Genomic DNA, 19,111 nt, shown 5'->3' on the forward strand with positions numbered 1-19,111 from the left:
ATTTGCTTCCAAGCTGTGTATATTGGTTCGACAGCCGCCGACAAGGACAAGCACTCATGATGGGCCACAAACTGAAGATCACCGGCTGGGTCGCCGCCGGCGCCGTTGCCGGCGTCCTGACCACCGTTTCGCTGCAGACAGTCGCACGCGGATCGCTTGCGCCGCTGCCGCTCGAGGAGCTCCAGCAACTCGCTGCCGTCTTCGGCATGGTCAAGAGCGATTACGTGGAGCCGGTCGATGAGAAGAAGCTCATCTCCGACGCCATTTCCGGCATGGTTGCCGGGCTCGACCCGCACTCCCAGTACTTCGACAAGAAGTCCTTCAAGGAATTCAGGGAAGGCACCACCGGCCGGTTCGTCGGCGTGGGCATCGAGATTTCCCAGGAAGACGGCCTGATCAAGGTCGTCTCGCCCATCGAGGGCTCCCCGGCGTTCCGCGCCGGCCTGAAGCCGAACGACCTGATCACCAAGATCGACGACACCGCGGTGCGCGGCCTGTCGCTGAACGAGGCGGTCAAGCGCATGCGCGGCGAAGCCAACACCAAGGTGCTGCTGACCATCTTCCGCAAGGACGAGAGCCGCACCTTCCCGGTGACGATCACGCGCGAAGAGATCCGCACGCAATCGGTCCGCGGCAAGATGATCGAACCCGGCTACGGCTGGATCCGCCTGTCGCAGTTCCAGGAACGCACCGTCGATGACTTCGTCAAGAAGATCGACGAGCTGTACAAGGAAGACCCGAACCTCAAGGGCTTGGTGCTCGACCTGCGCAACGACCCGGGCGGCCTGCTCGACGCAGCGGTGGCGGTGTCGTCGGCCTTCCTGCCCGAGAACGTCACGGTGGTCACCACGGACGGCCAGCTCGCGGAAAGCAAGTCGGTCTACAAGGCGGCGCCGGAGTTCTACCAGCGCCGTTCGGGCAGCGACCCTCTGCGCAGCCTGCCGGCCGCGCTGAAGAACGTGCCCCTGGTGGTGCTGGTGAACGAGGGTTCCGCTTCGGCCAGCGAGATCGTGGCCGGTGCGCTGCAGGACCACAAGCGCGCCACCATCATGGGCAGCCAGACCTTCGGCAAGGGCTCGGTGCAGACGGTTCGCCCGCTCGGCCCCGACACCGGCCTGAAGATCACCACGGCGCGCTACTACACGCCGAGCGGCACCTCGATCCAGGCCAAGGGCATCGTGCCCAACGTGCTGGTCGACGAAAGCGCCGAAGGCAGCCCGTTCGCGGCCCTGCGCATGCGCGAGGCCGACCTCGAGAAGCACCTGGCCAGCGGCCAGGGCCCCGAAGTCAAGGACCCGGAACGCGAGAAGGCCCGCGACGAAGCCCGCAAGCGCCTCGAGGAAGAAGCCAAGAAGCCGCCGCAGGACCGCAAGGTGCCCGAGTTCGGCACCGACAAGGACTTCCCGCTGGTTCAGGCGCTCAACCGCCTGAAGGGCCAGCCGGTGCTGGTCAGCAAGACGCAGGTGATCGTCGACAACAAGGAAGAGAAGAAGGAAAACTGATCCGGTGGCGCATGGAAGATAGCGAGCTGCTGCGCTACTCGCGCCACATCCTTCTCGAGGAATTCGGCATCGACGGGCAAGAGCGCGTCAGTGCCTCGAAGGTTCTCGTCATCGGCGCCGGCGGGCTGGGCTCGCCGGTGGCGTTGTATCTCGCGGCAGCAGGCGTCGGCCACATCGCGCTGGTCGACGACGACGAGGTCGATCTCACCAATCTCCAGCGCCAGGTGGCCCACACGCAGGCGCGCGTCGGGCTGGCCAAGGTCGAATCCGCTGCGCAGGCCATGCGCGACATCAATCCGGACATTTCCATCGCCACCCACGCGCTGCGCGCGGACGAGGCGCTGTTGTCGCGCCTGGTCGCGGAGTCCGACGTGGTGGTCGATTGCTGCGACAACTTCGCCACCCGGCAGGCCGTCAACCGGGCCTGTGTGATGCACGCCAGGCCACTGGTCGCCGGTGCGGCAATCCGCTTCGACGGGCAGCTGAGCGTCTACGACACGCGCGATCCTTCCTCACCCTGCTACGCCTGCCTGTTCCCGCCCGACGCGGCCTTCGAGGAAACGAGGTGTGCTGTGCTGGGCGTCTTCGGCCCGGTGGTGGGCACCATCGGCACGCTGCAGGCGAGCGAGGCGCTCAAGCTGCTGGCCGGCATCGGCCCGTCGCTGGCGGGCAAGCTGCTGATGTTCGACGGGCGAAGCACCTCGTTCGACACGCTGCGCGTCGCACGCGACCCCGGCTGCAGCGTTTGCGCACAGCGCCCTGCCGCGGCGCACCCACCCGCCGTCGCCTAACCCCCTCAGGGCTGCTTCGCGCTCTTGGCGCGCGCGGCGCCATTGGCGGCCGCGCCTGCCGTGGGCTTGTTCGCGTCGGCCAGCACGCTCTTGCAATCGGCGTCCTCCCCCGGACCGTTCTCGATGGTCGCGGCGAGCGCCAGCAGCGGATTGATCGCCCCCAGCGCCAGCGCCGCCAGGCCCCGTTCGGCCAGCGGAGCGACCTGCAGGCCCCCGCGCGGATTGCCGAAGGTGCCGCTCACCACCAGGGGCGTACGGATCGACAGGATGTTCTTGCTCTTCGGCTCCGGGCGGACCACGAAGTCCAGCGACTCGGTGGCGAGATTGGCCTGGCCGGCGGCGGTGAACACCGCGTTGGTGGTGTCCAGCACCACGGTGCGGCTGTTCATCAGGCCCTTGCTCACGTCGAATGCGATGGCAGCGCAGCGCAGTTCCACATTGCGGTCGCCGCGCAGCAGGAACTTGATGATGTCGCCGCCCACCAGCGTAGCGAACACCGGCAGCAGGTTGCCGAACTGCCCGCGTCCCGAAATGATCGCCACGTCGCCCGACACGCCGCCCAGCCAGTTCGCCACGGTGCTGCCGGAGCCCGACAGATTGATCCGGCCATCCAGCCGGCCGACGCTGTTGCCTGTGGTTTCGAGCTTGGGAATCAGGCGCGCCAGCTGCATGGCGCGCACGTCGAGCGAAGCGCGGATGTCCGCCGGATTCTTCGAGGCGTCGATGCGGATCGCGCCGGCCAGCTTGCCGCCCGCCACGCCAAGGTCGAGCGGATCGAGCGTGAGAACGCCGTTGTCGAGCTTGACCTGCACGCTGCCGCGGTCGAGCGGGATGTCGCGCACGTTCTGGATCCTGTCCGCCGTGTACTTCACATCGGCATTCATGGCGCGCAGACGCTCGAAGTCCAGTGGCGCGGTGGGCAGCACCTTGCCGCCGGGGCGCTTGACCTGCGTCACGGTCGGTGGCGGGGCCACGCCCTCGACCGTGCTCGCCGTGCGCGCCGTCGGCGGCAAACCGATCAGCGGACCGAGGTCGTCCATGTCCATGACGCGCGAACGCAGGTCGCCCGTGAGGTGCGGCAGCTTGCCGGCTTGGTCGAATTTCATGTCGCCGGAAATGTCGGAGAGGCCCAGCTTGCCTTTCAGGGCGTTGGCCTCCCAGAGCTTGCCGCGCTTGCCCAGCTTGCCGCTCAGCGCGTACGGGGAGGTCTGCGGCAGTGCGATGCCCAGCAGCGGGAACAGCGCACCCAGCGTCTGGCCCTTGATCTGGAAGGTGGCGTCGATGCCGTCGAGATCGGACAGCGCAGCCACGGTGCCTGCGGCCTTGAGCTGGGTCTGCCCGGCGGCAGCGTTGATCTCTATCGGAAACGGCGGCGCGCCAGCGGCATTGATCTGCAGAACATTGCCGGTGCGCCCGTTGGCGGTCAGCGGCTGCCCCTTGTAGCGGCCCTTGATGCGGTAGTCCAGCGGCAACTCACCGCGCGAGGTGTCGTAGCTCAGGTCGGCATGGACATCGACGCCCAGGTGCTTGGCGAGGAAGTCGACAGCGCCGGTGTCGACCTGGATCGTGCCGATGTCGGGCACGGTACCGCCGTCGGATGTGTCCTTGCCGAACGCCCAGGTGCGGCGCCCGTCGGCTTCCATCTGCAGGCCCACTGTCGGAGAAGACAGCGAAAGCCGCGGTATCACGATCTTGCTCGAGATGAGCGGCCAGATGCGGATGTCGAATTCGGCCCGGTCGGCCTTTACCAGATAGGGATCGCGCGCCCACGACGGGTTGGCGAACTCGATGCCGTCGAACTTCACCGTGGCCTGCCGCCAGCCCACGCCGACATCGAGGCGCCGGGTGATCTCGAACTTGCGCCCCGTCTTCTCGCTGACGTAACGGTTCAGCGGCTCGCGCAGAACGTCCCATGGGAAAAAGATGACCACGAGGACCAGCGCCGCTAACAGCAGCACGACCGACGCCAGCAACTTCTGCCAGAGCGGCCAGGAGAAACGCCGGGTGCGAAGGGTGTTCGTTGCCATGTTGTGCTTGTTAACCCGCCCGAGCGACGCCCCGGGTCGGCCATGCACCGCACGGACCGTGAGGTATCGCCTACGGAAATCGGCGGGATTGCGAATGCGTCGGAACCCGCCTACAGCATGCGGTCCACGAAGCTTGCATGATGCGTGACGGCATGCTTCCACCCTCCCTGGTCAGGCATTCCGATCAGCGGGACGCTGCGAACGCAACTGCCAACGACATAGGAAGCGCGGTTCGGCATGGATTCCAGATTGCAGACATACGTCGTCGAAGACAACCTCACGATCCGTGAAAACCTCATTGGCACTCTGGAAGAGCTCACCTGTACCACCGTCGTCGGCTTTGCCGAGACGGAGAACGACGCGCGCACATGGCTTGGAACCCACGACGGCGAGTGGGACCTGGTCATCGTCGACCTGTTCCTCAAGCAGGGGAGCGGCCTTGGCATCCTGCAGGCCTGCCAGCAACGCAGGCCGGTCCAGAAGGTGGTGGTGCTCAGCAATTACGCGACGCCCGACATCCGTCGGCGCTGCGCCGAATTCGGCGTCGACGCAGTGTTCGACAAGTCGAACGAAATCGACGCGCTTGTCGATTTTTGCCTGGTGCAGGCGCGGGCCTTGCGCCCGGCCCCAGGGGCGGACTGAGGCGGAAGGCGGGGTTGTCCCTGCTGCCGCCGTGGCGCCCTCAGTCGATCAGCTTGTTCTTCAGCGCGTAGTAGGTGAGGTCGCTGTTGGAAGAGAGGTTCATCTTCTCCATCAGACGTGTGCGGTAGGTGCTCACCGTCTTCACCGACAGCGACAAGGTCTTGGCGATATCGCCGGCCGTTTCGCCCTTGGCCAGCTTCAGGAACACCTGGAACTCGCGTTCCGACAGTTGTTCGTGCGGGGCGGCATCGTCCTTGCGGTCAAGCTGGCGGGCCAGCAGTTCGGCCACGGCGGGGGTGATGTAGCGCCGGCCAAGCGAAATGGTGCGAATGGCATTGACGATCTCGATCGGATCGCACTCCTTGTTGAGGTAGCCGCTCGCGCCCTGACGGATCAGGTTCATCGCGTAGTGCTCCTCGGGGTAGCCGCTCAGGATGAGGATGCCCACGTCCGGCGCCTTGGCGCGGATCATGGCGAGCGCGTCGATACCGCTTTGCCCGGGCATCGAAAGGTCCATGACCAGCACGTCCAGCTCCGTGGTGCGCACCAGTTCGATGGCTTCGCGCCCGCTGGCCGCCTCACCCGCCACGCGCAGGTCCACGTGCTCGGAGAAGAACTGCCGGAGGCCAGATCGCACGATGGCGTGGTCGTCCACAATTCCAATTTTGATCATCTGTTACTTTCGTCGTTGTGTTGCGGACTTGCGGGTCGCAACATGCCGGGTCCCTGAATGTTGTCAATTATTCACGATCTTGCACTGCAAGCATCCCTGAAAGTTTCATGCACTGGCTAGCCCCTCCAAAAATGGCCGTGAGCCTGCTGCTCGCGGCGCTGGCCGCGCTGGCGCTCGTCGGCATCAACGAGGCCGGCTACCGGCAGTCGAGCCGTGCGCTTGCCGACATCGAAGAGGCGCAGCAGGTGCGCAGCACGCTCAACCAGATCCTGCAGAACATGCTGGACGCCGAGACCGGACAGAGAGGCTACCTGCTGACCGGCGAGGCCAGCTACAGACAACCCTACGACAACGCAGTCAAGGAGGTCGACGGCCACCTGGCCACCCTGCGCCGCCTCTACGCCGGCCGATCCGCCGAACTCACGCAGCTCACCGAGCTCTCCAAGCACGTGCTGCGCAAGGTGGCCGAGATGGACATGAGCGTGCGGCTGCGCCAGGACGGCAAGGAAGACGCGTGGAAGTTCGTCATCACCACCGACGTCGGCCGCGAGGAAATGGATGCCATCCGCACGACGGCCGGCGAGCTGGTCCGCATCAGCAACACCACGCTGCACCAGCGTCAGGACCAGGTGCTGCGCTCGCTGCGGCTGGCGCGCATCGGTACCGCCATCGTCGCCCTGGCTGCGCTGATCGCATTCTTCCTGTACCTGCGGCAGACCCATGCGCTTCGCTCCATCGGCGAACGCCAGCAGGAGGCGCTGCAACGCGAGCGCAATGCACTGGAGGGCGAAGTGCGCGAGCGCACCGCCTCGCTGGCCGAGCTGGCGACCCACCTGCAGGACGTCCGCGAGACCGAGCGCGGCTATCTCGCCCGCGAGCTGCACGACGAACTGGGCTCGCTGCTGACCGCCGCCAAGCTCGACGTGGCGCGCCTGAAGTCGCGCCTGGCCGATACGCCCGATGCGATCCAGCGGCTGCAGCATCTGACCGAGCTGCTCAACAGCGGCATCGCCCTGAAGCGCCGCATCATCGAGGACCTGCGGCCGTCGTCGCTGTCCAACCTCGGGCTGGTGGCTTCGCTGGAGATCCTGGGCCGGGAGTTTGCCGAGCGCTCGGGCCTGGAGATCGAGATGGCGCTGGAACCGGTGACCATGGACGAGTCGCGCCAGCTCACCATCTATCGCATGGTTCAGGAAAGCCTGACCAACATCGGCAAGTACGCCGATGCGAGCGAGGCCACCATCGTGATGAAGAACTACGAGAACCACGTGATCGTCGAGGTGGCGGACAACGGCAAGGGCTTCGACACGCAGCGCGTGCGGCCGTCCACCCACGGGCTGGCCGGCATGCGGCACCGGGTGGAGGCGGCGCGCGGCAAGCTCACGATCGCCTCGACGCCCGGCGAGGGAACACGCCTCAGCGCGATGCTGCCGGTGGTCAAGCCGGCGGCGTGATCCGGCCCGCAGAACCGGGCTGGTATGCGGGCCGCGGCACGCTTCGCGGCTGCCTCGCCGGGTGACTCGGCCATCTCCTACGCACCCCGCCCCCGACCGCTGACAGGTCCGGCCGGCACCCCCACTTAATGTTGCTCCTGTGCCATCCGTTTCTCCCCGTAAGGGGGTGGCGGACGGGGCTTTAATTCAAGACAACAACGAGGCCAGCCTCGAAGGAGTTCCGCATGTTGCATTACGCAGTGGTGTTTCTGGTCATTGCGCTGATCGCCGCCTTGCTCGGCTTCAGCGGCATCGCCGCCAGCGCGGTGGGCATCGCGAAGATCCTGTTCGTGATCTTCGCCATCCTCGCGATTGCCAGCTTCCTTGCCGGCTTGCTCCGACGCAAGTAGCGTCGTTACGATCAACAGGCTTCCGCATTTCATCTTCCCGGAAAGGACTTTCACATGAACACGACCAAGACCCCCTCGCAACTCGCCGACGACGCACGCCAGACCGCCAACGACGCGGTGGAATCGACGCGCGCCTATGCACAGAACGCGGTGAATGCGGCGGGCGAAAAGGTCCGCGAACTGCGTCGCGACGCAGAGCCGGCCGTCGAGCAACTCGCAGCCCGCGTGCAGCAGGCCGTGCAGCGCGGCCTGGACGCCGCGTCCACCACCAGCGCACGCGCACAGCGCCGCTTGGAGGCTGCCGCCGACGTGACCGGCCGCTACATCTCCGACCAGCCGGTGCGCTCCGTGCTCATCGCGGCTGCCGCCGGTGCCGCCATCACCGCACTCATCGTGCTGGCCAGCCGCCGCAGCCGGGACGACTACTGATCCGCTGAGTCCCTGTCGTTCCACCGATTCCCGGCACCATGCTTCATCCGATTTTTTCCACGGTGCTCGGGCATCCGGAACTCGTCGCTGACCACCTCGCCAACTACGCCGCCCTCGTCCGCCAGGAAACTGCGCAAGCCGGGCGCGGCATCGTCGCCCGAGTCGTAGCGGGCGTCCTGGCGGCGGCCAGCGCCATGCTGGCCTTGGGGCTCATCGGCGTGGCCGTGCTGCTCGGTGTGCTTCACGGCAGCTTCCATTGGGTGCTGGTGATCGTTCCCGGCATGGCCGTGCTGATCGCCGCTATCTGCGGCTGGTACGCGGCGCGGCCGAGCCCCGGCCACGGCTTCGACGACCTGCGCGCGCAACTCGACGCAGACCTGCAGGCCTTGCACGAAGCCGGAGCGCGTCGTGAGCGTTGAGCGCCTGCCCCTCACGCCGCAGCAGCGCTTGGCGCTTTCGCGCCGCGCATTCGTGCGGCAGCTGCACGGAGGCGCAGACGCACCTCGCGAACACGTTCGCCAGCCGGCGCCGTCCGGCCTCCTGCAGGATGACGGAGGCGACGACCTCGAGTACGAACACCATGACCCGGCAGACGCAACCCCCCGGACCGGCCGTCGCGGTGGTCTCGGCGGGAACGTCTGGTTCTCCGTCGGCCGCAGCCTGGCCGAGCGATGGTGGCAGCGCCATCCCGCGCATGCCGCTGGACAGCTGGCTCGCCCGCTGCTCGAGAACTACGCGCGCAAGCAGCCTGCCAAGCTCATGGCGATCGCCGCGGCCACCGGTGCGGTAGTGGTGCTCGTCAAGCCGTGGCGGCTGCTGTCGGTCACGGCAGTGCTGGCAGCGGTACTCAAGACATCCGACGTGGCGGACATCGTGACCACGTTGATGCAGAAAACCACAAGCCCCCCACGAAAGGATCCACCATGAAAGCCGATGTTTCATCATCCAAGGACCAGGCGCACAAGCACCTGGAACTGGACCAGCGCGGCCTCGATGCCGCGCGCAACAGCCTCGACGAAGGTGCCGTCACGCCAAGCTACGGTCCCTGGCGCGACGACGTAGTCAAGCTGCTGAACGACGCGCTGGCCACCGAGCTGGTCTGCGTGCTGCGCTACAAGCGCCACTACTTCACGGCCAACGGCGTCGAGTCGCCGGCCATTGCCGACGAATTCCTGGTGCACGCCAACGAAGAGTCCGCCCACGCCGACCGCATCGCGGAACGCATCGTGCAACTGGGCGGCGAACCCGACTTCGCGCCCGATCACCTGCAACAGCGCAGCCACGCTTCGTACGACGAGTCGACCGACCTGCAGTCGATGGTGCGCGCCAACCTGATCGCCGAACGCATCGCCGTGGAGTCGTACCGCCAGATGATCAACCTGATCGGCGACAAGGACCCGACCACGCGCCGCATGCTCGAGGACATTCTTTCCGACGAGGAAGAGCATGCCGACGAACTGAAGGACTGGCTGGGCCACTGACGAGGCCAGCCTCCAATGAAAAAGCCCGGGACATCCCGGGCTTTTTTGTGGGTCGGGCCACTGCGGCGACCGAACGATCCTGTCGCCGCCGGAGCTCAGCCCTTCACTTCGAGCTGGTTGTCTACCGAGGTCACGCCCTGCACGCCCTTGGCGATCTCTTCGGCACGGGCCTTGGCTGCAGCCGTGGGAGCCGGTCCCTTCAGACTCACGGCACCTGCCTTGGTGTCGACATTGATCTTGATCGCGCTGAGGTCGGGGTCCTTGGCCAGGCCTGCAGAGACGGAGGCCGTGATGGCCGCGTCGTCAACGGTGGCGCTCACTGCGGCACCGGCGTCCTTGGCGGCCTCCTTGACGTTGGCCATGCCTTCCTTCACTTCGGTCGTGGTGCCCGAGGCATCGACCTTCGCCTTGGCTTCTTTCATGGCTTCGCCGGTCTTGGCAGCGGCGGTCTGTGCGGCCTGTTCGGTCTTGGCGACCGCGCTGTCGAGCTTCTCGCCGGCGGTGCGGTTGTCGGACTTGTCGCAGCCGGCCAGCGCCAGCACGGCGCCGGCGGCAACAACGGCCAACCAGGCACGCGAACGCGGCATGGCGGCAAACGGAATGCGAGTGTCTTGTGTCTTGCGCATGGAAACCTCCTGTCGACGCATGTCTGTCGGTCAACCCATGAAAAAGGGGCTGCGGACGCCCGAAGCGGGCGCGCGCAGCCCCCTTTGCCGGATCACAGCTTGTCGGCGCCGTCCTTGATGGCGTCCTTGGTCTTCTCCTTCACGTCGCCGTAGGTCTTCTGGACCTTGCCGGCGGCCTGGTCGGCCAGACCTTCGCCCTGCAGCTTTTCATTGCCGACGACCTTGCCGGCGGCTTCCTTGACCTTGCCCTTGGCTTCCTCGACACGGCCTGCGACTTGATCCTTGTTCATGATGCTTTCCTTCCTTTGAGTGAAATGCGTGGACCCGGAATGAGCCACCGGTTTCAATCTAGGCGCTGGCCGGAAAACGGGAACGCCGCCGGAAGCCCGAAGCGATGTAGGACAACAAGGCTCAGGCAGTGACGATCCATCCTTCAAGCGGATCGACGGCTTTCGGCAGCCCGAACCCGGGGCCGGGACTGTCCGCCCGCAGCAAGCCCCACGCGGCCTGCAGCAGGCACAGCACGGCATCGATGTCGTCGCCGCGCCCATCTGCACACAGCTCCGCGCGCTGCGCCGCGGTGGTGTCCAGCGCGAGGCCCAGGCGTCCGGAGCCGGCTTCAAGTGCAGCCAGCAGGTCGGTGCGGGCGAGCAGCCGCTCGGGTGTCTGTTTCGCGAGGTCATCGCTCTTGTAGCTGCGGCGTCCGACCAGGTCGCGCGCCAGCAGACCCGGGTAGGCCTCCAGTGCCACGCGCCCGGCCTGAGCGCCTTCGTGCAGCCCCGGAATGCGCGCGCCGGCGGCCAGCAGCCGCGGCACGCCCGCGTGGAGCATGTAGGCCACCGGCGGATTGACCCATTTCATCGACGGGCTGGAGCCCGCCGGAAGGTCCGCCGCGCGGTGTGCGAACTTGCCGCCGACGGGGCGGGCCGCGCAGAAGGCGGCGAAGGTGGTTCGGATTTCGGCGCGGCTCAGGCCGGCATAGTGCGCCATCAGCGGCTCCCACGCCGAAGGCCAGCCCAGGTGCTCGACCAGTTCGCGCGGCAGCCCGAAAGGAAAGTCGAAACCGGCGACCCATTCGGGCGTGGTGCACAGCCATTCGCCCCATTCATCGAGCGTGTTGAACCGCTTCAGGCCAGTCAGCCGCACACGGCCGGCGTCGGCCATCTCGCCGGTCGCCACCACGATGGGCTTGCGCCGCGTCGGCGCGCTCGAGAAGTCGCAGCCGAACAGCAGCATGGCTCAGCCCAGGGCCAGCGCCACCACGCCCGCTGCGATGAACAGCGCGCCCAGCACGCGCAGCAGCCGGTCGCCCTCGCGCAGCAGGTGGCCGCCAATCAGCGCAGCGAACAGCATCGAGACCTCGCGCGCCGGTGCGACATGCGAGATCGGCGCCTGCTGCACCGCATACAGCACCAGCACATACGACACGGGACTCACCGTCGCCACCAGCAGCGCGTACTTCCATTGCGCGCGCCACATGCGCACGGTGGTCGCACGGTCCTTCAGCGCGACGGGCGCCAGGAGCACCATGCGCACGAGGTTGCCGAAATAGTCGAGCAGGATGGGCGACATCGCGAGGAACTTGACCGCGTAGCTGTCAGCCACCGTATATGCCGCAATGAAGCCGCCGGTGAGAACCCCGTAGCGGATGCCCTTGTGCACGCGCTCGCGCTGCGCCGGGTCGTGCGCCTTGCGCCACAGCTTCGGCCCGCCGGCCACGAGGAACACGCCCCCCACCACGCCCAGGATGCCTGCCACGCCGACGAGGCTGATCTTCTCGCCGAGGAAAAGCACGGCCACCAGCGACGACAGCAGCGGCCCCGAGCCGCGCGCCAGCGGATAGACCACCGTGAGGTCGGACTTGCGGTAGCCGCGCAGCAGCACGATGAAATAGAAGATGTGGAGCACGGCGCTGAGCACCACGAAGCCCCACTCGTTGAGCCCCCAGCCCGGCACCACGTTCCACCCCAGGGTGATGCCCACGGGCGCCCAGACGAGCATGTTGAACACGCTGGTCTGAAAACTGAAGCGCGCATCGCCGTTCGCCTTCTTGGCGGCGATGTTCCAGGCGGCGTGGATGATCCCGGCCAGCAGGATCAGGGCGAACGCGGAGAGCGGCACCTCGGGCTATGCGAGGCCGTGCGCCACCGGAGTGCCCGGATGCGCGAGCGGCCCCTTCGGGAAGCGCGGACGAGACGAAATGCCGGGCGTGAAAGCCACGTTCTAGTGGCGCCCGACGATGGCGGCGGTGGCCATCAGTTCTTCCAGCAGCGCCAGCGAGACCTTGCCCGATACCGCGTACGGGTTGAGCTCGGGCTTCTCGGAGTACTTCAGCAGCGTCGAGGCGTTGAGCTTCGACAGGTTGACCTGCCCCATGGTCCAGCCGCCGAAGCGGCGTTCGGAGATCTCTTCGTAGTGCAGCAGCACCACGTCCTTGTGGCGCGCGTCACGCTGGATATGGCCGTAGAGCTCGCTGATCGCCATGCGGCCGCCTTCGATGGCCTGCAGGAAGGTGCCGGCGCCATAGCAGAGGATGCCGGTGATGCCGCACGCGGTGTTGTGCGTGCGCGATTGCGAAAGGATCGCTTCGATGGCCTGCGGGCTGGTGTCGACGGCGCGGCTGGCGTAGAGAAGTCGGACCAGCATGGCTCAGCTCTTTCGGGGAAGGAGAGAAAGGAATTCGCGGCGCAGGCTCGGGTCCTTGAGGAACACGCCGCGCATCACGGAATTGATCATCTTGCTGTCCATTTCCTTCACGCCGCGCCAGGCCATGCAGAAATGCTCGGCTTCCATGACCAGCGCGAGCCCGTCGGGCTGCGTCTTTTCCTGGATCAGGTCGGCCAGCTGCACCACGGCTTCTTCCTGGATCTGCGGACGACCCATGACCCATTCGGCCAGGCGCGCGTACTTCGACAGGCCGATCACGTTGGTGTGCTCGTTGGGCATCACGCCGATCCAGAGCTTGCCGATGATCGGGCAGAAATGGTGCGAGCAGGCGCTGCGCACCGTGATCGGGCCGACGATCATCAGCTCGTTCAGGTGCTCGGCGTTGGGGAATTCGGTGAGCGAGGGGCCGGTGACGTAGCGGCCGCGGAACACCTCGTTGACGTACATCTTGGCGACGCGGCGCGCGGTGTTGTCGGTGTTGTGGTCGTTCTCGACGTCGATGACCAGGCTTTCGAGCACGCCCTTCATCTTGACTTCGACCTCGTCGAGCAGCGCCTCGAGCTCGCCGGGCTCGATGAACTCGGCAATGTTGTCGTTGGCATTGAAGCGCTTGCGCGCGGCGGTGATGCGCTCGCGGATCTTCACGGAGACGGGCGTACCCTCGTCATCGTCGTTTCGATCGGGGCGCGGTTCGACGTCGGTTTTCCTCAGCATGGCGGGATCGTACCAGTGAATGACTCCAGGGCATTCGGGCCGCTAGCGCCCGCCCCTTCTTGGAGTGTTGCTATCAATTGAGTAGCGTGAAATCGGCGACCAACGGCAGGTGGTCGGACATGCGGGCCCAGATGGGACCGCGCGGAACCGCGCACGCCATCGGCTGCAGCCTGCGTCCGTAGACGAAGTCCAGCTGCGCCACCGGCAGGCGCGACGGGTACGTGAGCGTGCGCGCACCGCGCAGGTCGCTGGTATCGCGCAGGCCCATGGCATTCATGGCGTAGCGCATGCGCGCGCCCCAGTCGTTGAAGTCGCCCGCGACCACCACGGCTTCGTCCGGCGGCACCTCGCGGTCGATGAACTCGCGCAGGCGGGCGATCTGCCGCACCCGGCTTCCCTTGATGAGCCCCAGGTGCACCACGATGGCGTGCACCGGCTGGCCCTCGACGTCGATCACCACGTGCAGCAGCCCGCGCTGCTCGAAGCGGTGGTCGGAAATGTCCTGGTGGCTGGTCCGGATCACCGGCCAGCGCGTAAGCAGGGCGTTGCCGTGTTCGCCGTGCCGCGTGACGGCATTGGTCTCGTAGACGGCGGTGTAGCCCTCGGGTGCGAGGAAATCGGCCTGCGGCAGTTCGGGCCAGCGGGCGAAGCGCGCCGCGGCCTGCCGGTTCATCTTGCGCACCTCCTGGAGGCAGACGATGTCCGCGTCGAGCTGCTCGATGGCGTGGCCGAGGTTGTGGATCTCCAGGCGCCGCGCGGGCCCGATGCCCTGCACGCCCTTGTGGATGTTGTAGGTGGCCACACGCAGATGCTGCGCTGCCGAGGATGCTGCTGCGGTTGCCGGCTGGTTCATCGCACAAATTCTGGCAGCAACAGGATGGCTTCGGCGTTCGATGGGGAAAAACAGGCATCGGCCGCCTCGCGGTATGGCAGCCATCGCCAGTCGGTGTGCTCGCGCGGGTCGAGAACGGGCGTGAGGCGATCGGGTACGCACAGGCCAAACAGATGTTCGGTGTTGCGGGTCACGCCGGGCGCGTAGCGGGCCCGCCAACGCGGATAGATCTCGTAGACATTGCGCAGCTGCCAGTCGACGAGCTGGGCGGCCAGGCCGGTGCCCTCGCCGCACTGGATGCCGGTTTCCTCGCCGACCTCGCGGGCCGCGGTGAGCGCGAGCGGCTCGTCGATGGCGTCCTTGCTGCCGGTGACCGACTGCCAGAAGTCGGTCTCGGCATCCGCACGCCGGATCAGCAGCACATCGAGCGCCGGCGTGTGGATCACGACCAGCACCGACTCCGGAATCTTCCAGGGCCGGGGACCGGTCGTCATGGCGCTGTCAGGCGGCCTGGGGGTTGTTGCGCAGCTTGATGTGCAGTTCGCGCAGCTGCTTCTCGTCGACCGGGCTCGGCGCCTGCGTCAGAAGGTCCTGCGCGCGCTGGGTCTTGGGGAAGGCGATCACGTCGCGGATCGACTCGGCGCCGGTCATCAGCATGACCAGGCGGTCCAGGCCGATGGCGATGCCGCCGTGCGGAGGCGCGCCGTACTGCAGCGCGTCCAGCAGGAAGCCGAACTTGAGCTGCGCGTCTTCCGCGCTGATCTTCAGCGCGCGGAACACCTTGCTCTGCACTTCCTCGCGGTGGATACGCACCGAGCCGCCGCCCATCTCGATGCCGTTGAGCACCATGTCGTAGGCCTTGGCGATGCACTTCTCGGGCGCGGTGTCCATGAGGTCTTCATGGCCGTCCTTCGGTGCGGTGAACGGGTGGTGCACGGCGCTCCAGCGCTGGCCTTCCTCGTCGAACTCGAACATCGGGAAATCGACCACCCACAGCGGTGCCCAGCGGTCGTCGAACAGGCCGCTCTTCTTGCCGAAGGCGCTGTGGCCGATCTTGATGCGCAGCGCGCCGATGGCGTCGTTGACGACCTTTTCCTTGTCGGCGCCGAAGAACAGGATGTCGCCGTTGCGCGCACCCGTGCGGGCGATGATCTCGGCCAGCGCGTTGTCGTCGAGGTTCTTCACGATCGGGCTCTGCAGGCCTTCGCGACCGGCGGCGGCGTCATTGACCTTGATGTAGGCCAGGCCCTTGGCGCCGTAGATCTTGACGAATTCCTGGTATGCGTCGATTTCACCGCGCGACAGGCCGCCCTCGGCACCGCCGCCGGGCACGCGCAGCGCGACCACGCGGCCGCCGGCCATGGTGGCGGCGTTGGAGAACACCTTGAATTCCACGCGCTTCATCAGCTCGGTGAGTTCCGTGAACTCGAGCTTCACGCGCAGGTCGGGCTTGTCCGAACCGTACTTGAACATCGCGTCCGCGTACGTCATGGTCGGGAACACCGGCAGGTCGATGTCCGCGGCGTTGCGGAACACGTTGCGGATCATGCCTTCGAACATCTCGCGGATCTCTTCTTCGGCAAGGAAGGAGGTCTCGATGTCGATCTGCGTGAATTCGGGCTGGCGGTCGGCGCGCAGGTCTTCGTCGCGGAAGCACTTGACGATCTGGTAGTAGCGGTCGTAGCCGGCCACCATCAGCAGTTGCTTGAACAGCTGGGGCGACTGCGGCAGCGCGAAGAAGCTGCCGTCGTGCACGCGGCTGGGCACGAGGTAGTCGCGCGCGCCTTCGGGCGTGGACTTGCCGAGCATCGGGGTCTCGATGTCGATGAAGCCGTTGGCGTCGAGGAACTTGCGCGTCTCCATCGTCACCTTGTAGCGCAGCATCATGTTGCGCTGCATGGCCGGACGGCGCAGGTCGAGCACGCGGTGCGTGAGGCGCGTGGTTTCCGACAGGTTGTCGTCGTCCAGCAGGAACGGGGGCGTGACCGAGGGGTTGAGCACCTTGAGCTCGTGGCACAGCACTTCGATCTTGCCGCTCTTGAGCTGGTCGTTGGTCGTGCCTTCGGGGCGCGAGCGCACGAGACCGGTGATCTGAACGCAGAACTCGTTGCGCAGGTTCTCGGCCACGCCGAAGGTCGAGGCGCGATCGGGGTCGCACACCACCTGCACGTAGCCTTCGCGGTCGCGCACGTCGACGAAGATCACGCCGCCGTGGTCGCGGCGACGGTTGACCCAGCCGCACAGGGTGACGGTCTGGCCCAACAGGGCTTCGGTCACAAGACCGCAATAGTGAGTACGCATGGCCATAGGAATCCAATCCGGCGCCTTGTGGGCGCGTTCGTTCTTTTATGAGTTGGAAGACTTCACCGCCACCGCGGAAGGGCCGCCTGGAACGACCACCCCCATCGAGACGATGTACTTGAGCGCTTCGTCCACGCTCATCTTCAGTTCGATGCAGTCGCTGCGCTTGAGCATCACGAAGTAACCGCCCGTGGGATTGGGCGTGGTGGGCACGTAGACACCGAGGTAGTCGCCGCCGCCCAGGTGCTCGACCACGTCGGCGCCGGGCGTGCCGGTGACGAAAGCGATGGTCCAGACCCCTTCACGCGGCCACTGCACCAGCACCGCGGTGCGGAACGCGTTGCCGTTCTCCGAGAACAGCGTGTCCGACACCTGCTTGACGCTCGAATAGATCGAGCGCACGACCGGGATGCGCCGCACCACGGCGTCGCCCCAGCCCAGCAGGCGCTTGCCCACGAAATTGCTGGCGATGGCGCCCACCACGAGCAGGATCGCCAGCGTGAGCAGCACGCCGAGGCCACGGATGTTGTTCTCGTAGAGCCAGTGCTGCCAGGCACCGGGCAGCACCCAGAGCGTCTGGTCGAGCGTGTCGATGATCCACTTCAGCACCGCGAGGGTGATGAACAGCGGAACGATCACCAGCAGGCCGGAGAACAACCATTTGCGCAGGGCGAGCATGGCAGCGCGGTGTCAGTCGCCGCTCTTGGCGGCAGGGGCCGGCGCGGGAGCCGGGGCAGGGGGCGCAGGCGCCGGGCTCGGCGCAGCGGCGGTGGAAGACGATTCGCCGGATTTGGCGGTGTCGCTCGACGCGGGCGCCGTGGCGGGTTCGGACTTCTTGCCGCCGCTGTCGCGGAAATCGGTCACGTACCAGCCCGAGCCCTTGAGCTGGAAGCCGGCGGCGGTGACCTGTTTTTCGAACGCACTCGCGCCACAGTTCGGACACACCGTGAGGGGCGCGTCGGACATCTTCTGCAAAGCGTCCTTGGCAAAGCCGCAGGCGCTGCACTTGTAGGCGTAGATGGGCATGGGAAATGGGGTCAAAAAAGCGGCGCAGCTGCCGCTCGCAAAGCCCTCGATTATAGGGCCGCACCCGCCGCAGGGCCCGCGCCCGTGGCGCCGAGCCCCTGCTTCAGGCGGGCTCGGTGGCCAGCGGTCGGTGCGGCGTGTGAGTGTTCGCCAACCATTGCGGCAGCAGCGAGCCGGCCACCATGCCGGCGAACGAGCACAGCACGCCGGCCAGTTGCGCGGGGAACGCATTGCCCCAGGGCATCCACAGGAACAGCAGCCACACGCCGATGCCCAGCACGATCGACGCGATGGCGCCCTGCGTGGTGGCACGGCGCCAGTAGAGCCCGCTCACCAGCGGCACGAAGGCACCCACCAACGGCACCTGGTAGGCGCCCGAGACCAGCTCGTAGATCGGCGTGCCCTGCATGCGGATGGCATAGGCCAGCACCGCGGCGCTGAACAGCAGCACCGTGATGCGCATCGTCATGAGGTTCTGGCGGTCGGTGCCGGCCGGGCGGAACTGCCGCCAGATGTTCTCGGTGAAGGTGACGCTGGGCGCCAGCAAGGTGGCCGAGGCGGTCGACTTGATGGCCGAGAGCAGCGCGCCGAAGAACAGCACCTGCATCACGAAGGGCATCTTCTCGAGCACCAGCGTCGGCAGCACCTTCTGCGGATCTTCCTTGAGCAGCGTGGCGGTCTGCTCCGGCATGATGAGCAGCGCGCTGGCCACCAGGAACATCGGCACGAAGGCGAACAGGATGTACGCCACGCCGCCGATCACCGGGCCGCGCTGCGCCGCCTTCACGCTGTTGGCCGACATGACGCGCTGGAACACGTCCTGCTGTGGAATCGAGCCCAGCATCATCGTGATGGCCGCGGCGAAGAAGAACACCATGTCGTGCCAGCTCGGCTCGGGCCAGAACTTGAAGAGGTCCTTGCTCACCGCGAAAGCCACCACCTTCTCGGGACCGCCGGCCATGCTGCCCGCGAACATCGCGATCACGGCAAGGCCGGCCACCAGGATGATCATCTGGATGAAGTCGGTGACGGCCACCGACCACATGCCGCCGAACAGCGTGTACGCCAGGATCGAGATCACCCCGATCACCATGCCCATCGGAATGCTGATGGCGCCAGCCGACAGCAGGTTGAACACCAGTCCCAGCGCCGTTACCTGCGCCGAGACCCAGCCCAGGTAGCTCAGCATGATGATGAGCGAGCAGGCCACTTCCACCGTGCGGCCGTAGCGCTCGCGGTAGTAGTCGCTGATGGTCAGCAGCGTCATGCGGTAGAGCTTGCCGGCGAAGAACAGGCCCACCAGGATCAGGCAAGTGCCTGCGCCGAACGGGTCCTCGACCACGCCGTTCAGCCCGCCCTCGATGAACTTGGCCGGGATGCCGAGCACCGTCTCGGAGCCGAACCATGTCGCAAAGGTCGTCGTGACGATCATGAACAGCGGCAGGTGCCGCCCGGCAATGGCGAAGTCGGTGGTGTTCTTCACCCGCTTGGCGGCATAGAGGCCGATGGCGATGGTGACCAGCAGATAGACGATGACCAGCGTCAACAGCACGGCGG

At 66.4% G+C, this 19,111-nt stretch carries 23 protein-coding genes; 9 read left to right on the forward strand and 14 right to left on the reverse strand.

Annotated features, from left to right (window positions below; translation table 11 throughout):
• Positions 1-59: 59 nt before the first annotated feature.
• Positions 60-1,502, forward strand: coding sequence for a S41 family peptidase (locus AACL56_RS22840; RefSeq protein WP_339092924.1), 1,443 nt, complete (start codon positions 60-62; stop codon positions 1,500-1,502).
• 11 nt (positions 1,503-1,513) lie between these two features.
• A complete protein-coding gene (locus tag AACL56_RS22845; protein ID WP_339092081.1) occupies positions 1,514-2,293 on the forward strand; it encodes a HesA/MoeB/ThiF family protein in 780 nt (259 codons plus the stop codon).
• A 5-nt stretch (positions 2,294-2,298) separates the two neighbouring features.
• Here the strand turns inward: AACL56_RS22845 and AACL56_RS22850 are convergent, their stop codons facing one another.
• Positions 2,299-4,320 (reverse strand): AsmA family protein, encoded by a 2,022-nt coding sequence (locus AACL56_RS22850; protein ID WP_339092082.1) that lies wholly within the window; start codon positions 4,318-4,320, stop codon positions 2,299-2,301.
• A 237-nt stretch (positions 4,321-4,557) separates the two neighbouring features.
• Here AACL56_RS22850 and AACL56_RS22855 point away from each other — a divergent pair, with 237 nt between their 5' ends.
• On the forward strand, positions 4,558-4,962 hold the full coding sequence (locus tag AACL56_RS22855) for a response regulator (RefSeq protein ID WP_339092083.1): 405 nt from the start codon (positions 4,558-4,560) through the stop codon (positions 4,960-4,962).
• Between the two features lie 40 nt (positions 4,963-5,002).
• Here the strand turns inward: AACL56_RS22855 and AACL56_RS22860 are convergent, their stop codons facing one another.
• The gene (locus AACL56_RS22860; protein ID WP_007837167.1) at positions 5,003-5,635 is read right to left on the reverse strand and encodes a response regulator; all 633 of its coding nucleotides are present in this window, start codon (positions 5,633-5,635) and stop codon (positions 5,003-5,005) included.
• A gap of 131 nt (positions 5,636-5,766) precedes the next feature.
• On the opposite strand from AACL56_RS22860, the gene AACL56_RS22865 reads away from it, so the two are divergent.
• The 6 genes from AACL56_RS22865 (at position 5,767) to AACL56_RS22890 (ending at position 9,388) form a co-directional block, all read left to right on the forward strand.
• Positions 5,767-7,089 (forward strand): CHASE3 domain-containing protein, encoded by a 1,323-nt coding sequence (locus AACL56_RS22865; protein WP_339092925.1) that lies wholly within the window; start codon positions 5,767-5,769, stop codon positions 7,087-7,089.
• 224 nt (positions 7,090-7,313) lie between these two features.
• Positions 7,314-7,478, forward strand: a complete 165-nt coding sequence (locus AACL56_RS22870; protein ID WP_093133218.1) for a DUF1328 domain-containing protein — start codon at positions 7,314-7,316, stop codon at positions 7,476-7,478.
• A gap of 54 nt (positions 7,479-7,532) precedes the next feature.
• Positions 7,533-7,907 carry a hypothetical protein gene (locus tag AACL56_RS22875; RefSeq protein WP_339092084.1) on the forward strand — a complete coding sequence of 125 codons (375 nt, stop codon included), beginning with the start codon at positions 7,533-7,535 and terminating at the stop codon, positions 7,905-7,907.
• A gap of 38 nt (positions 7,908-7,945) precedes the next feature.
• Positions 7,946-8,326 carry a phage holin family protein gene (locus AACL56_RS22880; RefSeq protein WP_339092085.1) on the forward strand — a complete coding sequence of 127 codons (381 nt, stop codon included), beginning with the start codon at positions 7,946-7,948 and terminating at the stop codon, positions 8,324-8,326.
• Complete coding sequence (locus tag AACL56_RS22885; RefSeq protein WP_339092086.1) at positions 8,316-8,834, forward strand: hypothetical protein; 519 nt, start codon at positions 8,316-8,318, stop codon at positions 8,832-8,834. Before AACL56_RS22880 ends, AACL56_RS22885 begins: the two co-directional genes overlap by 11 nt.
• Positions 8,831-9,388, forward strand: coding sequence for a ferritin-like domain-containing protein (locus tag AACL56_RS22890; RefSeq protein WP_339092087.1), 558 nt, complete (start codon positions 8,831-8,833; stop codon positions 9,386-9,388). The genes AACL56_RS22885 and AACL56_RS22890 overlap by 4 nt, the downstream gene beginning before the upstream one ends.
• A 95-nt stretch (positions 9,389-9,483) precedes the next feature.
• On the opposite strand, the gene AACL56_RS22895 is transcribed toward AACL56_RS22890, so the two are convergent.
• The 12 genes from AACL56_RS22895 to AACL56_RS22950 form a co-directional block, all read right to left on the reverse strand.
• Complete coding sequence (locus AACL56_RS22895) at positions 9,484-10,014, reverse strand: BON domain-containing protein (RefSeq protein WP_339092088.1); 531 nt, start codon at positions 10,012-10,014, stop codon at positions 9,484-9,486.
• Positions 10,015-10,106: 92 nt separating this feature from the next.
• Positions 10,107-10,304, reverse strand: coding sequence for a CsbD family protein (locus AACL56_RS22900; protein ID WP_339092089.1), 198 nt, complete (start codon positions 10,302-10,304; stop codon positions 10,107-10,109).
• A 121-nt stretch (positions 10,305-10,425) separates the two neighbouring features.
• Positions 10,426-11,250, reverse strand: coding sequence for a DUF429 domain-containing protein (locus AACL56_RS22905; protein WP_339092090.1), 825 nt, complete (start codon positions 11,248-11,250; stop codon positions 10,426-10,428).
• 3 nt (positions 11,251-11,253) lie between these two features.
• A complete protein-coding gene (locus AACL56_RS22910; RefSeq protein ID WP_339092091.1) occupies positions 11,254-12,135 on the reverse strand; it encodes a DMT family transporter in 882 nt (293 codons plus the stop codon).
• Between the two features lie 102 nt (positions 12,136-12,237).
• Entirely contained in the window at positions 12,238-12,660 is a 423-nt protein-coding gene (locus AACL56_RS22915; protein ID WP_339092092.1) for a BLUF domain-containing protein, read from the reverse strand.
• A gap of 3 nt (positions 12,661-12,663) precedes the next feature.
• Entirely contained in the window at positions 12,664-13,395 is a 732-nt protein-coding gene (folE, locus tag AACL56_RS22920; RefSeq protein ID WP_339092093.1) for a GTP cyclohydrolase I, read from the reverse strand.
• 73 nt (positions 13,396-13,468) lie between these two features.
• Positions 13,469-14,248, reverse strand: coding sequence for an endonuclease/exonuclease/phosphatase family protein (locus tag AACL56_RS22925; protein WP_339092094.1), 780 nt, complete (start codon positions 14,246-14,248; stop codon positions 13,469-13,471).
• A complete protein-coding gene (nudB, locus tag AACL56_RS22930; RefSeq protein ID WP_339092095.1) occupies positions 14,245-14,721 on the reverse strand; it encodes a dihydroneopterin triphosphate diphosphatase in 477 nt (158 codons plus the stop codon). The genes AACL56_RS22925 and nudB overlap by 4 nt, the downstream gene beginning before the upstream one ends.
• A 7-nt stretch (positions 14,722-14,728) precedes the next feature.
• A complete protein-coding gene (gene aspS, locus AACL56_RS22935) occupies positions 14,729-16,534 on the reverse strand; it encodes an aspartate--tRNA ligase (RefSeq protein WP_339092096.1) in 1,806 nt (601 codons plus the stop codon).
• 39 nt (positions 16,535-16,573) lie between these two features.
• The gene (locus tag AACL56_RS22940) at positions 16,574-17,206 is read right to left on the reverse strand and encodes a DUF502 domain-containing protein (protein ID WP_339092097.1); all 633 of its coding nucleotides are present in this window, start codon (positions 17,204-17,206) and stop codon (positions 16,574-16,576) included.
• Positions 17,207-17,218: 12 nt separating this feature from the next.
• The gene (locus AACL56_RS22945) at positions 17,219-17,554 is read right to left on the reverse strand and encodes an FmdB family zinc ribbon protein (protein ID WP_339092098.1); all 336 of its coding nucleotides are present in this window, start codon (positions 17,552-17,554) and stop codon (positions 17,219-17,221) included.
• Positions 17,555-17,657: 103 nt separating this feature from the next.
• Positions 17,658-19,106, reverse strand: a complete 1,449-nt coding sequence (locus AACL56_RS22950) for a sodium:solute symporter family protein (RefSeq protein WP_339092099.1) — start codon at positions 19,104-19,106, stop codon at positions 17,658-17,660.
• Positions 19,107-19,111: the final 5 nt, after the last annotated feature.

Origin of the sequence: Variovorax paradoxus, from assembly GCF_902712855.1 — a bacterium.
In the GTDB taxonomy this organism is placed as follows: Bacteria; Pseudomonadota; Gammaproteobacteria; order Burkholderiales; family Burkholderiaceae_C; genus Variovorax; species Variovorax paradoxus_Q.